General features: G+C 61.0%; 19 protein-coding genes and 1 pseudogene. 17 read left to right on the plus strand and 3 right to left on the minus strand.

What is annotated here, in order from left to right:
- Positions 1–93 precede the first annotated feature (93 nt).
- From G6L97_RS26355 to G6L97_RS26400, 10 genes are all read left to right on the plus strand, one after another.
- Positions 94–567 (plus strand): hypothetical protein, encoded by a 474-nt coding sequence (locus tag G6L97_RS26355; protein ID WP_174004451.1) that lies wholly within the window; start codon positions 94–96, stop codon positions 565–567.
- Positions 564–1,451 carry a DUF7007 domain-containing protein gene (locus G6L97_RS26360; protein ID WP_174004453.1) on the plus strand — a complete coding sequence of 296 codons (888 nt, stop codon included), beginning with the start codon at positions 564–566 and terminating at the stop codon, positions 1,449–1,451. The genes G6L97_RS26355 and G6L97_RS26360 overlap by 4 nt, the downstream gene beginning before the upstream one ends.
- A complete protein-coding gene (locus G6L97_RS26365) occupies positions 1,448–1,813 on the plus strand; it encodes a dsRNA-binding motif domain-containing protein (protein WP_172691417.1) in 366 nt (121 codons plus the stop codon). Before G6L97_RS26360 ends, G6L97_RS26365 begins: the two co-directional genes overlap by 4 nt.
- 381 nt (positions 1,814–2,194) lie before the next feature.
- Positions 2,195–2,794, plus strand: coding sequence for a hypothetical protein (locus G6L97_RS26370; protein WP_174004455.1), 600 nt, complete (start codon positions 2,195–2,197; stop codon positions 2,792–2,794).
- A 150-nt stretch (positions 2,795–2,944) separates the two neighbouring features.
- Positions 2,945–3,388 (plus strand): ProQ/FINO family protein, encoded by a 444-nt coding sequence (locus tag G6L97_RS26375; protein ID WP_272438529.1) that lies wholly within the window; start codon positions 2,945–2,947, stop codon positions 3,386–3,388.
- Positions 3,389–3,421: 33 nt separating this feature from the next.
- Positions 3,422–3,841: a helix-turn-helix domain-containing protein gene (locus G6L97_RS26380; RefSeq protein WP_174004459.1), complete on the plus strand. Its 420-nt coding sequence runs from the start codon at positions 3,422–3,424 to the stop codon at positions 3,839–3,841.
- A 185-nt stretch (positions 3,842–4,026) separates the two neighbouring features.
- On the plus strand, positions 4,027–4,953 hold the full coding sequence (locus G6L97_RS26385) for an ArdC family protein (RefSeq protein WP_174004461.1): 927 nt from the start codon (positions 4,027–4,029) through the stop codon (positions 4,951–4,953).
- Positions 4,953–5,501 carry a hypothetical protein gene (locus G6L97_RS26390; protein ID WP_174004463.1) on the plus strand — a complete coding sequence of 183 codons (549 nt, stop codon included), beginning with the start codon at positions 4,953–4,955 and terminating at the stop codon, positions 5,499–5,501. The genes G6L97_RS26385 and G6L97_RS26390 overlap by 1 nt, the downstream gene beginning before the upstream one ends.
- Positions 5,501–6,442, plus strand: a complete 942-nt coding sequence (locus tag G6L97_RS26395) for a hypothetical protein (RefSeq protein ID WP_174004465.1) — start codon at positions 5,501–5,503, stop codon at positions 6,440–6,442. The genes G6L97_RS26390 and G6L97_RS26395 overlap by 1 nt, the downstream gene beginning before the upstream one ends.
- Before the next feature lie 290 nt (positions 6,443–6,732).
- Positions 6,733–6,915: a hypothetical protein gene (locus G6L97_RS26400; RefSeq protein ID WP_174004467.1), complete on the plus strand. Its 183-nt coding sequence runs from the start codon at positions 6,733–6,735 to the stop codon at positions 6,913–6,915.
- Positions 6,916–6,980: 65 nt separating this feature from the next.
- Here G6L97_RS26400 and G6L97_RS26405 read toward each other — a convergent pair.
- Together G6L97_RS26405 and G6L97_RS26410 are read right to left on the minus strand one after the other, a co-directional pair.
- Positions 6,981–7,355 (minus strand): annotated as a pseudogene (locus G6L97_RS26405) (primosomal protein N'); the annotation flags it as partial.
- Between the two features lie 186 nt (positions 7,356–7,541).
- Positions 7,542–8,684, minus strand: a complete 1,143-nt coding sequence (locus G6L97_RS26410) for an AAA family ATPase (RefSeq protein ID WP_174004469.1) — start codon at positions 8,682–8,684, stop codon at positions 7,542–7,544.
- 69 nt (positions 8,685–8,753) lie between these two features.
- Between G6L97_RS26410 and G6L97_RS26415 the strand changes: the two genes are divergently transcribed.
- The 3 genes from G6L97_RS26415 (at position 8,754) to G6L97_RS26425 (ending at position 10,000) form a co-directional block, all read left to right on the plus strand.
- Positions 8,754–8,906 carry a hypothetical protein gene (locus G6L97_RS26415; RefSeq protein ID WP_174004471.1) on the plus strand — a complete coding sequence of 51 codons (153 nt, stop codon included), beginning with the start codon at positions 8,754–8,756 and terminating at the stop codon, positions 8,904–8,906.
- Between the two features lie 364 nt (positions 8,907–9,270).
- On the plus strand, positions 9,271–9,582 hold the full coding sequence (locus G6L97_RS26420; RefSeq protein WP_174004473.1) for a DUF736 domain-containing protein: 312 nt from the start codon (positions 9,271–9,273) through the stop codon (positions 9,580–9,582).
- Between the two features lie 172 nt (positions 9,583–9,754).
- Positions 9,755–10,000, plus strand: a complete 246-nt coding sequence (locus tag G6L97_RS26425; RefSeq protein ID WP_174004475.1) for a hypothetical protein — start codon at positions 9,755–9,757, stop codon at positions 9,998–10,000.
- Positions 10,001–10,038: 38 nt separating this feature from the next.
- Here the strand turns inward: G6L97_RS26425 and G6L97_RS26430 are convergent, their stop codons facing one another.
- On the minus strand, positions 10,039–10,176 hold the full coding sequence (locus G6L97_RS26430; RefSeq protein ID WP_236776398.1) for a hypothetical protein: 138 nt from the start codon (positions 10,174–10,176) through the stop codon (positions 10,039–10,041).
- Here G6L97_RS26430 and G6L97_RS26435 point away from each other — a divergent pair.
- The 4 genes from G6L97_RS26435 to leuS all read left to right on the plus strand — a co-directional run bounded on the left by G6L97_RS26435 (position 10,165) and on the right by leuS (position 15,357).
- Positions 10,165–11,376, plus strand: coding sequence for a Fic family protein (locus tag G6L97_RS26435; protein ID WP_236776399.1), 1,212 nt, complete (start codon positions 10,165–10,167; stop codon positions 11,374–11,376). The genes G6L97_RS26430 and G6L97_RS26435 overlap by 12 nt on opposite strands.
- A gap of 396 nt (positions 11,377–11,772) precedes the next feature.
- Positions 11,773–12,084, plus strand: a complete 312-nt coding sequence (locus G6L97_RS26440; RefSeq protein ID WP_272438530.1) for a DUF736 domain-containing protein — start codon at positions 11,773–11,775, stop codon at positions 12,082–12,084.
- Positions 12,085–12,382: 298 nt separating this feature from the next.
- Complete coding sequence (locus G6L97_RS26445; RefSeq protein ID WP_174004479.1) at positions 12,383–12,547, plus strand: hypothetical protein; 165 nt, start codon at positions 12,383–12,385, stop codon at positions 12,545–12,547.
- Between the two features lie 290 nt (positions 12,548–12,837).
- Positions 12,838–15,357, plus strand: coding sequence for a leucine--tRNA ligase (gene leuS, locus G6L97_RS26450; RefSeq protein ID WP_174004481.1), 2,520 nt, complete (start codon positions 12,838–12,840; stop codon positions 15,355–15,357).
- The last annotated feature ends 138 nt before the right edge of the window (positions 15,358–15,495 follow it).

Consider the following 15,495-nt stretch of genomic DNA (forward strand, 5'->3'; position numbering starts at 1 on the left):
CTTCCAATTCCTCTCCCAATGCAGCCCCGCCGCCGTTGGTCTCCATCGGCGGCGGTTTTGTTTCCAGCACCCCTCAATTCAGGGAGAAGTCGCATGTCTGCACATCTCGCATTTCTGGCGCCGATCGGCGCCATCCTTCAATGGTCCGACGGCACGCCGCGGCCACCCGAACGGCATCGCAAAAAGCTGTCCGCCTGGAAGACCAACAACAGCTCTGGCCGGCTGATCCGCAAGCAGGACGAGCGCGCCGCCGGCAGCATCATCCTGCCGGCAAACGTCACGCTGCACGAAGGCGATTTTGGCGGCGAAGGAGTCATTACCATCCGTATCCACCGTACGTTCTCGCTTGCAACCGAATTGACGTTCCGCGTTGTCGAGCGTCCTGCCATTGGCAGTTGCCGCGTGTTCGACCGTGCCGGCGACACTGCCGAACTCGTGCATCTTGCGGCGAACCGCGAGGCTGCGAAAGACTGGCTGTCGCGGCACGGCTACCCCTCAGCGGTCCTTGAAGACGTGGCCGCCGACGAGATCGCCGCCGATGTCGTCGAAGGGAGGGCCGCAGGATGAAGGGTCCCACTCCTGAAACAGCCGGTCCATCCACCCCTGACACTTCAGGGGTGGAGTTTGGACAAAGTGCAGACGGCCTCGCAGTGGCTCGCATCGGAGACCTTGTCTTCGCCATGGTGCCAGGGCGCGACGGTCAGTATTTTCTGAGCTCCGCATGGCAGGTTCCACGGCCACTTGCCGATCTCACGCGGGGCGACTTCTATTCTCACCACGGCAGGATCGAGGATGAGCCGGCATTTCGAGCGCGGATGTTCGAACAGGCCGAGAATAGCCGCGAGCTGCTTCGCCTTGCACGCAGACCGGCGCGGATACACTGCAATACGCCCTGGGGTCCGTCGCAAGGCGCGACGATCTATGCCGAGGGCGTGGTTTCCCACACCACGGCGGGACATGGAGGCTTCAAGCTCTCCGGAAATCACAATGCGCAAGTCCATCCGATGTTGCGGTCGCAGGACGGTTGGTACGAGGAGGATTCCGCCTGGGCGGCTGTCGCGGTCGCCTTTCCCGACCTGTTCACTGGGTTCGAGCGGCGTTGCGCGGCACGGACACTCAAGGATTGGGAGCCCGACGCATGGGAGACAATTTCCGGGACGCGCCTCGCACCCGGTGAATCCCACACAAAGGATAGCCGCGCCTTCGAGCAGCAACATGCCAACGACTGGGTCGTGATCTCCGCGCTTCGCTCGGACCATCATCCCGGCATGACGGAGGTCATCGCCACGCGTGGTGGCAGGCGCGATCACGGCGTCGAGGAACGGCGCTTTCTGGTGCCGTCCGTAGACTATCAGGCCGGCGGTTTCGGCTTCGTCATAGACGAGACCCGGCATGCGGCATTTGACGGCCCATCGAGCTTCGCATCATGGAACGGGAGGGATGCGGCATGATCTCCTCCATCGACCACCACGTGGAATTGCGGCGCATGGAGGACGCCTGCCGGCAGACGCGGCACCAGATCGGCATGATCGAGCGTCAGATCATCCGCAAGATGACCGCCCTGATACCATCGCTTGGCGCGCGCAAACCCAGGTATCGACGTGGCAGACCGCATGAGCCGGACGCGTTCCTCAACCGCTATCGCACCAATCTCGCCGCCATCACCGCCGAGCGGCAGCCGGAAATCGATGCGCTCTCGAGGAAGCTCGCGCGGCAGGAAGCGGCAATTGCATCATTGCGTGCCCGTGCAGCTCTCCCCGGCAACGCTGGTCAAACTGGGCCGCGAGCCAGCAGTGACATCCGGCGCCTGTGATGGCTGGCAAGCAAGGCAGGGAGGGCGGAAGGGTGGATTGGCCTGGCCTGGCGCAGGTCTTGCATGGTTTCCTCTCCACTTCGACATCCGAGGTTTGCCTCTGGCCGTTCCGTCCTTCGGTTTCGTGGCGGTCTGAACCGGCGCCCGTTCGGTTCAAGGCCGCTGACGCGCCGCGGGGCGGCCGGTCATGCCGCTCTCGACAAAGCAGGCACGCGGGCTTCGCAAGGGCTTGGCCAGCCCCGCTTGACCGCATGCCTTCTCCGCTCGATCTGGCCTGCCCGGACCCTGAACCGCCCGGCTTGCGCCGGTTTCTTGTCGCCGCACCGAAGGACGGAACGGCCAGGGGGCCGACGCTTCGGCGAAGCAAAAAGGAAACCAATCATGGCAAAGTCCACCACCCAGTCCCGCCAATCAACCCGCCCCTCCGCCCGCGTCGTGCCGCTGCGAAAAGGCGCCACCCTCGAAATGGTCCGCCTTACATGCCCCGACGAAACCCAGGCGCTCCGGATCGCCGAAAGTTTTGGCACCGCCATTCTCGATAGCGACGGCATCCGCGACATGCACGAGCGCCTGATCGTCGAGACCGCCACCGCCCTTTCCGATGGCCTTGGCGAACGGGCGATGCAGATCCATCTGCAGCGCATCGTCGGGGCCTATGTCGGATCGGCCCATGGCGCCGGCCAGTTCTACTCCCGCGCCGTCACCGAGGCGCGTGACGCCACCGCCAAGAGTGCTGCGGATGCCCGCGACGAGGATCTCGACGGTCCGGTCGGCTACGACAGTGCCGCCCAGCGCAAGCGCGAATTCGCAGCTGACATGGGTATCCAGGCGCACGCGCTCAGAATGGCGGCAGTCGGCGCTGTTGCTGCCTATGAGCAAGTGGTCGGCGAAACCTGGAAGCCCTTCGACCGGCCGGTCGAGAATCCCGGCCAGACACTCGACCGCAAGGCGGCCGCAGCGCAGATGTCGGCCCTCGAGTAAAGCTATCTGGCGGAGCTTCGGCTCCGCCAACTTACTGTCGGACGTGGTAGTCGGCCGGGTTGCATCCCGGCCGACTTGCGTGCTTGTCCTGTTATGCTTAGTTCTCCAAGCCTATATGTTGCTGCGGAGAACGCTTTAAAGGGATCAGCGGTGAACGAAACGATAGATGCCAATAGCAAACCGGCGCCCTGGACCCGGTCCCAGGGACCAGTCCTTGCGACCGCTTCGGATTTGCGCAAGGCGGCGGCCATAAATGCCTTGCTGGCCGCGCCCGCGCCTGTTCTTCCCGTCAACGACAGCGATCAGCTTCGTCCTTTCGTGATCGGCATATTTGACGCATTTCGGGCTCGTCTGCTGCCGGATGTTCCGGCAGTCCATCTGCGCCGTGCAATCTCTGCCTACGCCCGCTCCAAGAACTATCTTCTCGCCAGCGCCCAGCCGGATGCTATGCGGCATGACATCGAGGCTCGTCCTCTGGTGACCGTCAGTGAGGACGATCGTCTGGCAGCCCAGGTGCGTGTCGAGGAAATCCGGCGGGAGCGACAATCGCAGGCGCAGGTCAGGGGTGATACGCCCTCACCCGACAGCGCTTGACGTTAAGTTCATGACGCGAGAAGGAGACACGATTTGAGAAACGGGGAAAAGATACCCGATGCCATCGATGTCGAAGTTGGTAGCCGCATCCGCCTGCAGCGGAAAGTGAAGGGGATGACCCAGCAGGCTTTGGCGGCGGCTCTTGGGATCACGTTTCAGCAGGTCCAGAAATACGAGAAGGGTTCAAACCGCGTCGGCGCCAGCCGGCTTAGCGATATCGCGCAGGCACTTGAGGTCCCGGTCTCCTATTTCTTCGCCGGAAGTCAGGCAGCGTCAGAAGATGGCACGGACCCCCAATCAAGACGCGAGATCGACGAGGTCGCGCTGTTTCTGACGTCGAATGAAGGTGTCAATCTCAACCGCGCCTTCATGCAGATCCCTTCGGCTGCCGTGCGGCAGAAAGTTGTCCTGCTGGTGAAGTCGCTCGCTCGCGCCGAGGAAGAGGCACAATAATCGATCTCATCGCGACCCGTCCCGCCTCCGGTCCTGCCGGGGCGAGGGTTTCGCGCAAGGGCTTGCGCCCTCCTTCACGCCGTTGCGGCGCGTTCCGCGTGCGCTCATCCCTGATCTCCCCGGCCTTCGGACCGCCGTGACGGGGTCGCGATTGGCGCGACCTCCGAAAACGGAGGTTCAACGAAATGAAGAGAAAAGAGCAGGGCGAACGCGCCGATCTCTATGCGCGGATCACGGACAAGATCGTCGCTGACCTGGAAAAAGGCGTGCGCCCATGGATGAAGCCGTGGTCGGCCGCAAACACGACCGGGCGGATCACCCGGCCGCTGCGCCACAATGGCGAACCCTATAGCGGACTAAACGTATTGCTGTTGTGGTCGGAGAGCGTGACGCACGGTTATGTCTCGCCGACATGGATGACGTTCAAGCAAGCCTTGCAGCTGAATGGCGCTGTACGCAAGGGCGAGACCGGAGCGACGGTTATCTATGCAAGCCGCTTCACCAAGTCGGAGACCGACAGCAAGGGCGGCGAGGTGGAGCGGGATATTCCGTTTCTCAAGGCATACACGGTCTTTAACATCGCTCAGATCGACGGTTTGCCAGATGAGTATTACGGCGCCACAACGCCTGTGTTTGATCCGGTGGAACGCATCGAACATGCCGATGCGTTCTTTCGCAACACTGGCTCGCATGTTCGCCGCGGTGGCAACCAGGCCTATTATTCTCCCGCCACCGATCATATCCAGATGCCGCCGTCAGAGGCATTCCGAGATGCGGGAGCCGAGGTGGCTGTACAGGGGCATGAGCATGTTCATTGGACGGCTACGAAAGGCCGCGTCGGGCGCGACCTCAGCCGATATGCGAAGGACAAAACGGAAAGGGCCCGGGAAGAACTGGTCGCGGAGCTTGGTAGTTGCTTCTTGTGCGCCGATCTCGGGATCGCGCCAGAACTTGAGCCACGACCTGATCATGCAAGCTACCTTGCGTCTTGGTTAGCCCTGCTTGCCAATGATAAGCGGGCGATCTTCCAGGCAGCCGCCCATGCCCAACGTGCTGTAAATTATCTGCACAGCTTGCAGCCGGTGGCAGCTGAACACAGGGAGGCTGCGTGATGACCGCGAATTCTCCCTGCCGGTTGCTGATCCTCGCCTGCTCGGCCACGAAACGCGATGGTCCGAAATATATGCCAGCGATCGAGCGATATGACGGGCCGCTATGGCGCACACTGCGCACGGTCGACCCCGACGGCAGGTTGGCGAAGATCGCCTTCCTGTCGGCACATTTCGGGTTTCGATCGGCGGATACACCAATCGAGATCTACGATACGCGTATGACCAGGGAGATCGCCGCCGCCATCAAGGCTGGCGGTCTCGGAACACGGTGGCCGCGCCCGAAAACGCAGCGGCGGGTCCTGCCCTCAGGCGAACATGCCGGCATGCATATTGCGGCCATAACGCAGTTTGGTCGTGCACCATTCATGGAGGTCGCACTTGTTGGCGGCCAACTCTACCTCGATGTCATGCGTGAGTTCGTGACGCTCTTCCGTGACGGCGGCTATCTGAAAGCCGATGCTGCGATCACGGAGATCAACGGGCCGATCGGCAGGATGCGGCAGGACCTTCGGCTTTGGCTGCTTGCTGCAAACGGGGAGGGACGCTGATGCTCCACGCTCCGATACATGACGGGGAGGGCGCGGCGCGCTCGCCCATCCGCCTGCGCGCATTGTCGCTTGGCGCCGGCGTCCAGTCCACGACACTGGCACTGATGGCGGCCCATGGCGAGATCGGACCCATGCCGGATTGCGCGATCTTCGCCGATACCGGCTGGGAGCCGAAAGCAGTCTATGAGCACCTCGAGTGGCTGATGTCGCCGAACGTTTTGCCGTTCCCGGTTCACGTCGTCTCGGCAGGCAACATCCGCGACGGCCTGATGGAGGCGGCGGACGGGCGACGCTGGGCGTCGATCCCGGCCTTTACGAAGATGGTGACGCCAGCGGGGACAGAGATCCCGATCCTTGACGAGGACGACGAGGGCACGGTGATCGAAATCGGACGGCGGCAGACGACGACCGAGACGGTATCGATCGGTATGATCCGGCGTCAGTGCACAGGCGATTTCAAGATCGTGCCGATCCGCCGCAAGGTGAGAGAGCTTGTCGGACTGACCCGGAAACGCTCCCCGAATTTCGCAGTGGTCGAATCCTGGATCGGCATAAGCCTCGACGAGGTCGTGCGCGCGAAGCCGAGCTTCGAGGCATGGCAGATCAAGCGTTACCCGTTGATAGAACAGCGGCTGAAGCGTTGTGACTGCCTGGCCTGGCTGCGCCGGCATGGCTATCCCGAGCCCCCGAAATCCGCCTGCATCGGTTGCCCTTTCCATGACAATGGCCGCTGGCGCGCGATACGGGATCATGATCCCGAAGCATGGGCTGATGCTATAGAGGTCGATAGGGCGATCCGGTCGGGGCTGCGTGGGATCCGCGGCGAGGTCTACCTGCATCGATCCTGTGTGCCGCTCGAGAATGTCGACCTTTCGACGGCGGCCGATCATGGCCAACTCGATCTGTGGCCCAACGAGTGTGAAGGCATGTGCGGCCTCTAACCCGAGCGGATGATGAACGGCGGCGATGATGCCTGGTAATTGGCGGGACAGCGGCGGCGAGACTGAAATAGCGCGCCATATCTGTCAGTGCCACCCCGGAGCAGAACCAGGCCCGCTCTTTGTCGATGGGCTCCGTCGATCCCCGGCCTTGTACGATCAACCCCTAAAGGGTCGGACTACGCAAGCGTGCCGCCGCAGGCTTCGCCTTGCGGTGATCGCGGCCGGATGCTCGACTTCTGGAGGAGCCATCGAGCGGGAATGGTCCCGCTCCAGGATGGAGCCTCTTCGCCATGTCGCACAATCTCAGCCTCGCACAATCTCACGCCTTTGATCTCGCACGCACACTCATGGTCCCCGTCGTTCTCTTCAGATCGGGCGACGAGTTCGGCGTCCTTCCCGCAGACGAAATCGATGGCGATGAGGTCGAGATCATGTACGAGTACGACCCCTACGATGGTCGCCCGGCTCATTGAGCCGGCACGGCGGGCAGAAGACCCGCCGAGGCCGATATAAATCCAGCATATACAGAAAGAAATGCGATATATGCTGGATTTAGGATCCGGCGTGGCGGCTTCCTGTCGATCAGGTGCAGGTCCGGCATTGCCGCATCGCCGAAACGGGTCGGCAGGTGCACGGTGTTGTAGCGCCGGCCAGACCATTGACCTGGCTTTCCGCCGAAGCGTCGCCGAAACCAGTACGATCGGAAAATCGCCGATCCGGCCCGCACCACCGCCATATCGCGCGCGTTGTAGAACACCGCGTCCTCCTGCTTGTAAGCGGGGTCGCGCTCTTCATCGACGATGATCAGGCCGAGATCCTCGAAGGGCAGGAACAGTACTGACCGCCCGCCTGCCACCACCTTCACTTCCCCGGTCACCACTCCGCGCGAGACCTTTTCGCGTATGAGGGGAGATTCGAATGCCATTCAGTCGACGAAATCGCGCACTCCGTGGAAAGCGTTGGGTAATCGAAAACCAGCGTGATCGGCCTCAGCTTCTTGAGATCGAGCTTGTCGTCGATGTCGCCGTCCCACATGACGCCGATCGGTTGCCGTGGGCCCGACCGGCACCTGAACCACCGAACCGGGCCCTAAACAGGACTAGTCTTCCTCATCTTCGCAGTCGATGAGGCCGGTCAGCCGCATGCCGTCGATCCAGGTGGCGCCCTCCTTTCGGATCACCCGCCGCGGCCGCGTGCCGCAACGCTCCTGAACGGCGGCGGCGAGCAGTTCGGAATGGGTAACGATCCAGATCTGGCTGTGGCGTGCCGTCTGGGCGATCATGTCGGCCAGCGGCGGAAGCATGTCCGGATGCAGGCTCGCCTCCGGCTCGTTGAGCGCGATCAGCGGCGGCTGGCGATAGGACATCAGCGCCGCAGCGAGCCCAAGGAAGCGAATCTGCCCGTCGGAAAGCTCCCGCGGCTGAAACACCCGTTTGGGGAAATCGGGAAAAACCAGGCCGAATTCCGCATATTCACCCGGCTCAGGCACATGCAGTTTCGCCCCGCCAAGGGCTGCAGCAACCGCGCTGTCGAGCTCCACCGTGTCCCCGCGGGTATGAACAAGCGTCGCGAAAACCGCCGCCATGTTGCCGCCGTCCTGATCCAGCAGCGGCGAGGTCACGGCAAGGCAGGGCTGCCGCAGGGCGGAATCCCTATCCGTTCGAAAACCATGAAAGAACCGCCAGCCGTCGATTAATCGCCGAAAAGCGCCGACTTCCGGATAGTTGCCGGCATCGCCGAGCAGCGCGATTGCCGTCTCGGAGGTCATGGCCTTTTCAGGATACTCCTCCATCGGACCGCTTGTCCCGCGCACCATAATCCCCGGCCCGGCGCGTTTCATCATCGTCACGGGCCGCGAACCGGCTTCTACTGAAAGCTCCTCCTCCTTCACCTGCGGCTCGAAGGCAAAGCCCGCCGCGTCGATAGGCGGACGAAGCCCCGCCTCGACCCGGTAGCGGAACGTCACCGCCCGCTCTTCATCAAGAACCTCCACTTCGAGCTTGATGCGGAAATTCTTCTCCTGCCGGCGCTGGCCGGACCAGAGTGCGGAGGCCATCCCGCCTTCGGCCGCGATCTCATAGGCCAGATTGCCGCGCACCGCCGCCTGGACGAGCTGCAGGGCGCGATAGAGATTGGATTTTCCGACGCCATTCTCGCCGATGAACAGATTGACGCCGGCGAGATCCATGCGGATCGAGCGCAGCGAACGGTAATTTGCGGCGAACATCGAGCGAAGCAGCATGCCCTATTCCTAGCCGAAGATCAGGATGAAAAGAAAGCCACTCATGCGAGGCGCAGGGTATGCCTATATGTGCCCGGTCAGTGCGCGGAACCCCATGGCCTGCCAGAGACGACAGGCATCATCGCTGCCCGCATGGACAGTCACGACGGAACGGGCATGGTCGATCAGGCGCTCGGCCAGATGTCTGCCGACCCCATAACAGAAATCAGCCGCTTCCGCTAAAACCGATTACTCCTGTCACTTTGTGTTCATTCGATAGATTGCCATTGCCATTTTCTTTCCCGCTCATGCGTCCGGCTCTTCTGCGGGCTCGATGAGGCATGTCTGACCGGAGAGCGGCTTCGCCTCGATCGTTTTCCCGCAACGGCCGTCCGCGACTTTCTTCCCCTGTCGGAACCCACCCCACTCGACCAGTCGAGCGGGGACCCCGGGTCGCCGCCATTCCTCGCGGTGCCAAGAAAGTCTCTCCCGGCCGCCTTTCACTTCGTTTCAGCCCCTTTGGGGTGCGGTCCGATCGTCCCCGGTCTTTGCGACTGCCATCGAGGCCGCGAAGAGCGCGGCCCGGAACCAGCGAAAGGACATGACAATGGCAACCATCGGCACCTTCACCTCCACCGAGAATGGCTTCACCGGCTCGATCCGCACCCTCGCTCTCAACGTCAAGGCCCGCATCGCCCGCGTCGAGACCCCCTCCGACAAGGGCCCGCACTTCCGCATCTATGCCGGCAATGTTGAGCTGGGCGCCGCCTGGCAGAAGCGCTCTGAGCAAACTGACCGTGACTACCTCTCGGTGAAGCTCGACGATCCGAGCTTCCCGGCTCCGATCTACGCGACGCTCTCCGAGGTCGAAGGCGAGGACGGCTACCAGCTGATCTGGTCCCGCCCCAACCGCGACTGACGGTCCCGACGGCCCCGCCAACCAGGCGGGGCCTCTTTCTCGTTTTAACGCAGGACGGGAACACTTTTGTCCAATAAACTTCGAAGAGCCTCCAAAAGCCGGCAGAAGCGCGACGCTCTCGATTCAACTAACCGTCTATGCTACATATTGTTTCAACAAAGCGAGGATCGTCATGGCACATGCAGTCCGTCATTCCGACACCACCCCCGAGCAGGCCATTCGCGCGTTGGCACGTCAGCATGGCATTGTTGCCGAGCGTACCGCGACTGACGAGATGGCCGATACGATCACGCGCCTGTCGGGGGATGACGTGATCTATGATGAGGTAGAGGACCTTGTGGTTACCATGCGCCGCAAGGGCATTATCACGTCTGAGCAGGCGACCTCCCTGTATGGTGAGTATCTCGAGTCCGCATGACGTTCGACCCCTTCGGTGATTACGCCACGCGAGGGTATCTAAGGAATGTCCGAGGTGCCGATGAGACTGCGGTAAAACGGCTGGAACACGCCGCTTTCCGTGGCGAACTCGATTTCGCGCTCGATTACCTCAAGTCGAGAACCGAACTTTCCTACGAAGACGTTTTGCAGACCCACGCGAAGCTTTTTTCGGGCCTATATCCATGGGCTGGCCAGGATCGTACCGTCACTGCTCCTGGCAGTGCCATCGGAAAGAATGGCAATTTCGATCTCTTCTCTCATCCCGCAGATTCTCGCAGAGCTGTCGAGACCGCCCTCGAAATGGCGGCCGACCGCAGCACGATGCGGACCAAGCCGGGCGAGATCATGGGCTATCTCGCATACGCGCACCCATTTCTTGATGGAAACGGGCGCACGATCATGACCGTGCACGCTGAGCTTTGTCGCCGCGCAGGAATCCACATCGATTGGTCGCAGACCAACAAGACCGACTATCTCAACGCATTGACGAAAGAACTGGACGCTCCTGGCAAAGGTCACCTCGACCTTTATCTGAAGCCATTCGTTCGGATCGAAACTCTTGGCCAGACCCAGGCTGCAAACATGCTTCGCCGTTTGCCGGGGCTTGGGCCTTCGACGGATCCTCAGCAAGGACCGGTTATCGTCCCCAAGCGCGAGATGAACCCGGTCTTGACGAAGGCTGAGATAAACACGGCCCTGGCCGCAAATAGCACTTTCGTTGGCAGCAATACCAAGTTCGAGAAGATCGCCGCGGTAGTCTACAAGGACCCCTCGCCAATCATCAAGGACATCCGCCACGCCGCCCTCACAGGGATCATTGGCGATCGGTCAGTTCTCAGACGGATCGAACTGGATCCGAATTCCTATGGATCCTACAAGGGATCGACCGGCATCTTCTCCGGCCAGCAAGAAAGAAACGCCCATCGCGATGCGGTTGTAGCGCGAGCTGGTTTGATAGGCGCTGCGGAGCAGCTGATCTCGGTGGCTCATGGAATCCGTCAGGCAGCCGCCAGCGAAAAGCTGCAGCTTACTGAACGGGGCAGGATAGAGGTCCGCTTGCCAGACGCCGCGCTGATGGATGCCATCGAAAAGAAACGTCCCCTCTCCGACGCGCAGGCGGCCGAAATAGACAAGGCCATTCGTTCGTTCAAGCATCGATTTGGCGACGATCTCGGCAAACTACGGACCGCGCGTAACCTCGAACCTTTGGCGAGCAAGCATGGGCTCGACGCACAGCAGATCTCCATGGCGCGCGAGGTCCTGAAAACGCTCGACAAGGGGCAGTCCCAGACACGCGAGCAGGCACAGGCTATCAAGCAGTCTCAGGGCCAAGTCAGGGGCGGTCCCACGCGGTAGGCACTATCCGCCACATGACATCATCAGTCCGTTGCGCCGCTGACGCCTTTCAGCGGAGTTTCCCAGCAGATTGCCATTGCCAATTCGCTTCACTCTCACGCGTCCGGCTCTTCTGCGGGCTCGATGGGGCATGTCTGACCGGAGAGCGGCTTCGCCTCGATCGTTTTCCCGCAACGGCCGTCCGCAACTTTCTTCCCCTGTCGGAACCCACCCCACTCGACCAGTCGAGCGGGGACCCCGGGTCGCCGCCATTCCTCGCGGTCCCAAGAAAGTCTCTCCCGGCCGCCTTTCACTTCGTTTCAGCCCCTTCGGGGTGCGGTCCGATCGTCCCCGGTCTTTGCGACTGCCATCGAGGCCGCGAAGAGCGCGGCCCGGAACCAGCGAAAGGACATGACAATGGCAACCATCGGCACCTTCACCTCCACCGAGAATGGCTTCACCGGCTCGATCCGCACCCTCGCTCTCAACGTCAAGGCCCGCATCGCCCGCGTCGAGACCCCCTCCGACAAGGGCCCGCACTTCCGCATCTACGCCGGCAATGTCGAGCTGGGCGCCGCCTGGCAGAAGCGCTCCGCCGAGAGCGACCGCGACTACCTCTCGGTCAAGCTCGACGATCCGAGCTTCCCGGCTCCGATCTACGCGACGCTCTCCGAGGTCGAAGGCGAGGACGGCTACCAGCTGATCTGGTCCCGCCCGAACCGCGACTGACGGTCCCGACGGCCCCGCCAACCAGGCGGGGCCTCTTGCTCGTCTTAACACTAAGCTGAAGGCGGGCATCGAGCCCGCCCTCAACTTTCTGGTGCCATACGGAGAGGGAGGGTCTGATCAGATCGACCTATGGTGCCGGGACGTCCTGACGACGTCAAGGACGAGCGGTTCCCCCAAAATGCTATCGCATTTCGGCTCCCCCACTCGCCGCCGCTGGCGGTCGCTGACGCGATCCCTGACCTCGCCACGCCGTCCCGCCGCCGGTCATCGTCTTTCACAAACTCAAGGAGACTAGACGATGATGACCGAACAACACATCGAGGAACTGCGCGCTGAGTTGCGTAACGCCGTGTACCGCGACGAGCGTGTTTGGATCCTCAAGGAGCTTGCTGCCGCCAAGCACCAGCTTGCCGAGGAAGAGGCGGCATACGATGCGGTGGTTCTCGCCGAGCCGCCCGAATAGGCGGCTTCCGCTCTACAGGTCATTGCGGCTATCGCAGAATAACGTATTCTGCGACGTCGCAAAAGTCGGGAAAACAAGTGTCGCTTTAATCGGAAGATTTGCGACAACTGGACATTCGATGAAATTCATGGCACTCGTTTAGACATGAATTACAGCGCCGCCCACAGCCTGCTCCTAAGCATCTTCGCTTGACGAAGGTGGGTTAGCGCGCGCGCTTTTATATGTAACCCGCCGGAGAGGCGGGTTTTTTATTGCTCTCTCTTCGGCCAAATCAACCGGTAGAGACAATCATGGCCTACGATCCCAAGCGTATCGAGCCCAAGTGGCAGGACTATTGGCACACTAATGCAGTGTTCCGAACCGGAGAAGACCGCTCCAAGCCGAAATATTACGTGCTCGACATGTTTCCGTATCCGTCGGGAGAGGGCCTGCATGTCGGCCACCCTGAAGGCTATACCGCGACCGATATCGTCGCGCGCTACAAGCGGATGGCGGGTTTCAACGTACTGCATCCGATGGGCTGGGATGCCTATGGATTGCCAGCGGAACGGTATGCCGTGCGCACAGGTGTACACCCCGCAGTTACGACCAAGACCAATATTGCTAACTTCAAGAGCCAAATACAGCGGCTGGGCTTCTCCTATGACTGGAGCCGAGAATTCTCTACCACAGATCCAGACTTCGTCCGCTGGACGCAATGGATTTTCCTCAAGCTCTACGAACGTGGCCTTGCCTATCAGGCAGAGGTGCCGGTCAACTGGTGCCCAGCGCAGGGCACGGTTCTGGCGAATGAAGAAGTAAAGGACGGGAAATATGTGGAGACCGGCGAGCCGGTCGAGCGCCGCCTCATGCGCCAATGGATGCTCAGAATCACGGACTACGCCGATCGGCTGCTTGAGGATTTGGACGGCCTCGAATGGCCTGAGGGTATCAAAACCATGCAGCGCAACTGGATCGGCCGTTCCGAAGGGGCGGAGATTGCTTTTGCCATTGAAGAGCACGGGGATAGCCTCACCGTCTACACGACCCGGCCGGAGACTATCTGGGGGGCGACCTTCCTTGTGCTGTCGCCCGAGCATCCCATGGTGTCAGCAATCACGAGCCCAGCACAGCGGGATGCGATGCAGGGCTATCTGACCCGCACCGCGGCGCTGAGCGATATCGAAAAATTGCAGGATAGCGACAAGAGCGGTGTATTCACTGGCGCATACGCCATTAATCCCGCAACCGGTCGGCCGATACCAATCTGGATCGCTGATTACGTGCTAATGGGCTATGGCACCGGCGCCATCATGGCGGTACCCGCCCATGACATTCGTGACCACGTGTTCGCACGCACGTTCGGCCTGCCAATCGTTGAGGTCATCGCTGCGCCGTCAGGAATCAACATTCAGGAGGAGGCTTGGGAGGGCGAGGGCCGCCTGGTCAATTCGGGGGACTGGACCGGTCTCGATGCGCCAGCGGCGAAGCAGGCTGTTATCGCCTGGGTCGAAGAGCGAGGCGTTGGGCGAGGCCGGACGCAATATCGCCTGCGTGACTGGCTGTTCTCGCGGCAACGCTATTGGGGTGAACCCTTTCCAATCCTGCACCGGGCGGATGGCACGATTGTGCCGCTGCCAGAGGATGCCTTGCCGTTGCTGGCGCCGGAACTGGACGACTACAAACCGACGGAGACGGGTGATCCACCACTGGCGCGGGCCGAGAACTGGGTGCACACGAGCGATCCCGCGACCGGCCTGAAGGCGCTGCGAGAAACCAATACAATGCCGCAATGGGCGGGCTCTTGCTGGTATTACCTGCGCTTTGCCGATCCGAAAAATGCCGTGGCACCGATCGACCCGGAGATGGAGAAATACTGGCTGCCCGTCGATCTTTATGTCGGCGGCGCTGAGCATGCTGTGTTGCACCTGCTATATGCCCGCTTCTGGCACAAGGTACTCTTCGATATCGGCGTTGTATCGACCAAAGAACCATTCCAGAAGCTCTTCAACCAAGGCATGATATTGGCCTTCTCTTATCGTGATGCCTCCGGGAAGTATTATCGTCCGGATGATGTCAGCGAGCACAACGGCCAATGGTTTGCGGGAGATATGCCGGTTAGCCAGCAGGTCGAGAAGATGTCCAAGTCCAAGTTCAATGTTGTCAATCCGGACGAGGTAATCGATCTCTACGGCGCCGATGCCATGCGACTCTACGAGATGTTCATGGGACCTCTCGACGTGGCCAAACCGTGGCAGATGTCAGGCGTCGCAGGCGTCAGCCGCTTCCTGCATCGGGTTTGGCGCATGGTCTCGAACGCTACGGATGGCCTGAACGATCAGATCTGCGACACGCAGCCGGGATCCGACATCGCCCGCTTGGCGCACAAGACCATCCGCGCGGTCAGCGAGGATATTGAAGCGATGCGATTCAACACAGCAATCTCCAAGTTGATGGAGATGTCGAACGCATTGATAGCGCTGGAGCGAAGGCCACGAGCGGCGGTGGAGACCTTCGTGCTGCTACTCGCTCCCTTCGCGCCCCATATCTGCGAGGAATTATGGTGTATTCTGGGTCACCAGACCTCTGTTGCGTATGCACCTTGGCCGTCATTCAACGAAGATTTGGCTGAGGATGAGCGTCGGGAATATGTTGTGCAAATCAATGGCAAGCTGCGTCACAAAGTGTTCGCCGCCCCGGGTCTGTCGACCACTGCTCTTCTGAGTGCCGTGAAGAATGATCCGAGAGTAAGTGTCCTGCTTGAAGGAAAACAGATCACAAAAGAAGTCGTCGTACCCAACCGCCTCGTGAATTTTGCCGTGAGAGATTGATTGTCGCAAATATCCTGCAGAGCGTCCCAAAACTCTGCGGATAGCTCATGACCGCTACCTATTGGCGCGCTGCGTAATGGAATCGCACGATTTCATAATCTCGACCCTGAGACCGGCTTGCGAGGCGTTTACGCAGCA

Origin of the sequence: Agrobacterium tumefaciens, assembly GCF_013318015.2 — a bacterium.
Classification (GTDB): domain Bacteria; phylum Pseudomonadota; class Alphaproteobacteria; order Rhizobiales; family Rhizobiaceae; genus Agrobacterium; species Agrobacterium tumefaciens.

Excerpts from the sequence above, each read along its gene's own strand:
- G6L97_RS26410 (WP_174004469.1), bottom strand. The coding sequence starts at position 8,684 with ATGCTGCTTCGCTCGATGTTCGCCGCAAATTACCGTTCGCTGCGCTCG.
- G6L97_RS26420 (WP_174004473.1), top strand. The coding sequence starts at position 9,271 with ATGGCAACCATCGGCACCTTCACCTCCACCGAGAATGGCTTCACCGGC.
- leuS (WP_174004481.1), top strand. The coding sequence starts at position 12,838 with ATGGCCTACGATCCCAAGCGTATCGAGCCCAAGTGGCAGGACTATTGG.
- G6L97_RS26425 (WP_174004475.1), top strand. The coding sequence starts at position 9,755 with ATGGCACATGCAGTCCGTCATTCCGACACCACCCCCGAGCAGGCCATT.
- G6L97_RS26400 (WP_174004467.1), top strand. The coding sequence starts at position 6,733 with ATGTCGCACAATCTCAGCCTCGCACAATCTCACGCCTTTGATCTCGCA.
- G6L97_RS26385 (WP_174004461.1), top strand. The coding sequence starts at position 4,027 with ATGAAGAGAAAAGAGCAGGGCGAACGCGCCGATCTCTATGCGCGGATC.
- G6L97_RS26355 (WP_174004451.1), top strand. The coding sequence starts at position 94 with ATGTCTGCACATCTCGCATTTCTGGCGCCGATCGGCGCCATCCTTCAA.
- G6L97_RS26395 (WP_174004465.1), top strand. The coding sequence starts at position 5,501 with ATGCTCCACGCTCCGATACATGACGGGGAGGGCGCGGCGCGCTCGCCC.
- G6L97_RS26370 (WP_174004455.1), top strand. The coding sequence starts at position 2,195 with ATGGCAAAGTCCACCACCCAGTCCCGCCAATCAACCCGCCCCTCCGCC.
- G6L97_RS26365 (WP_172691417.1), top strand. The coding sequence starts at position 1,448 with ATGATCTCCTCCATCGACCACCACGTGGAATTGCGGCGCATGGAGGAC.
- G6L97_RS26445 (WP_174004479.1), top strand. The coding sequence starts at position 12,383 with ATGATGACCGAACAACACATCGAGGAACTGCGCGCTGAGTTGCGTAAC.
- G6L97_RS26360 (WP_174004453.1), top strand. The coding sequence starts at position 564 with ATGAAGGGTCCCACTCCTGAAACAGCCGGTCCATCCACCCCTGACACT.
- G6L97_RS26440 (WP_272438530.1), top strand. The coding sequence starts at position 11,773 with ATGGCAACCATCGGCACCTTCACCTCCACCGAGAATGGCTTCACCGGC.
- G6L97_RS26390 (WP_174004463.1), top strand. The coding sequence starts at position 4,953 with ATGACCGCGAATTCTCCCTGCCGGTTGCTGATCCTCGCCTGCTCGGCC.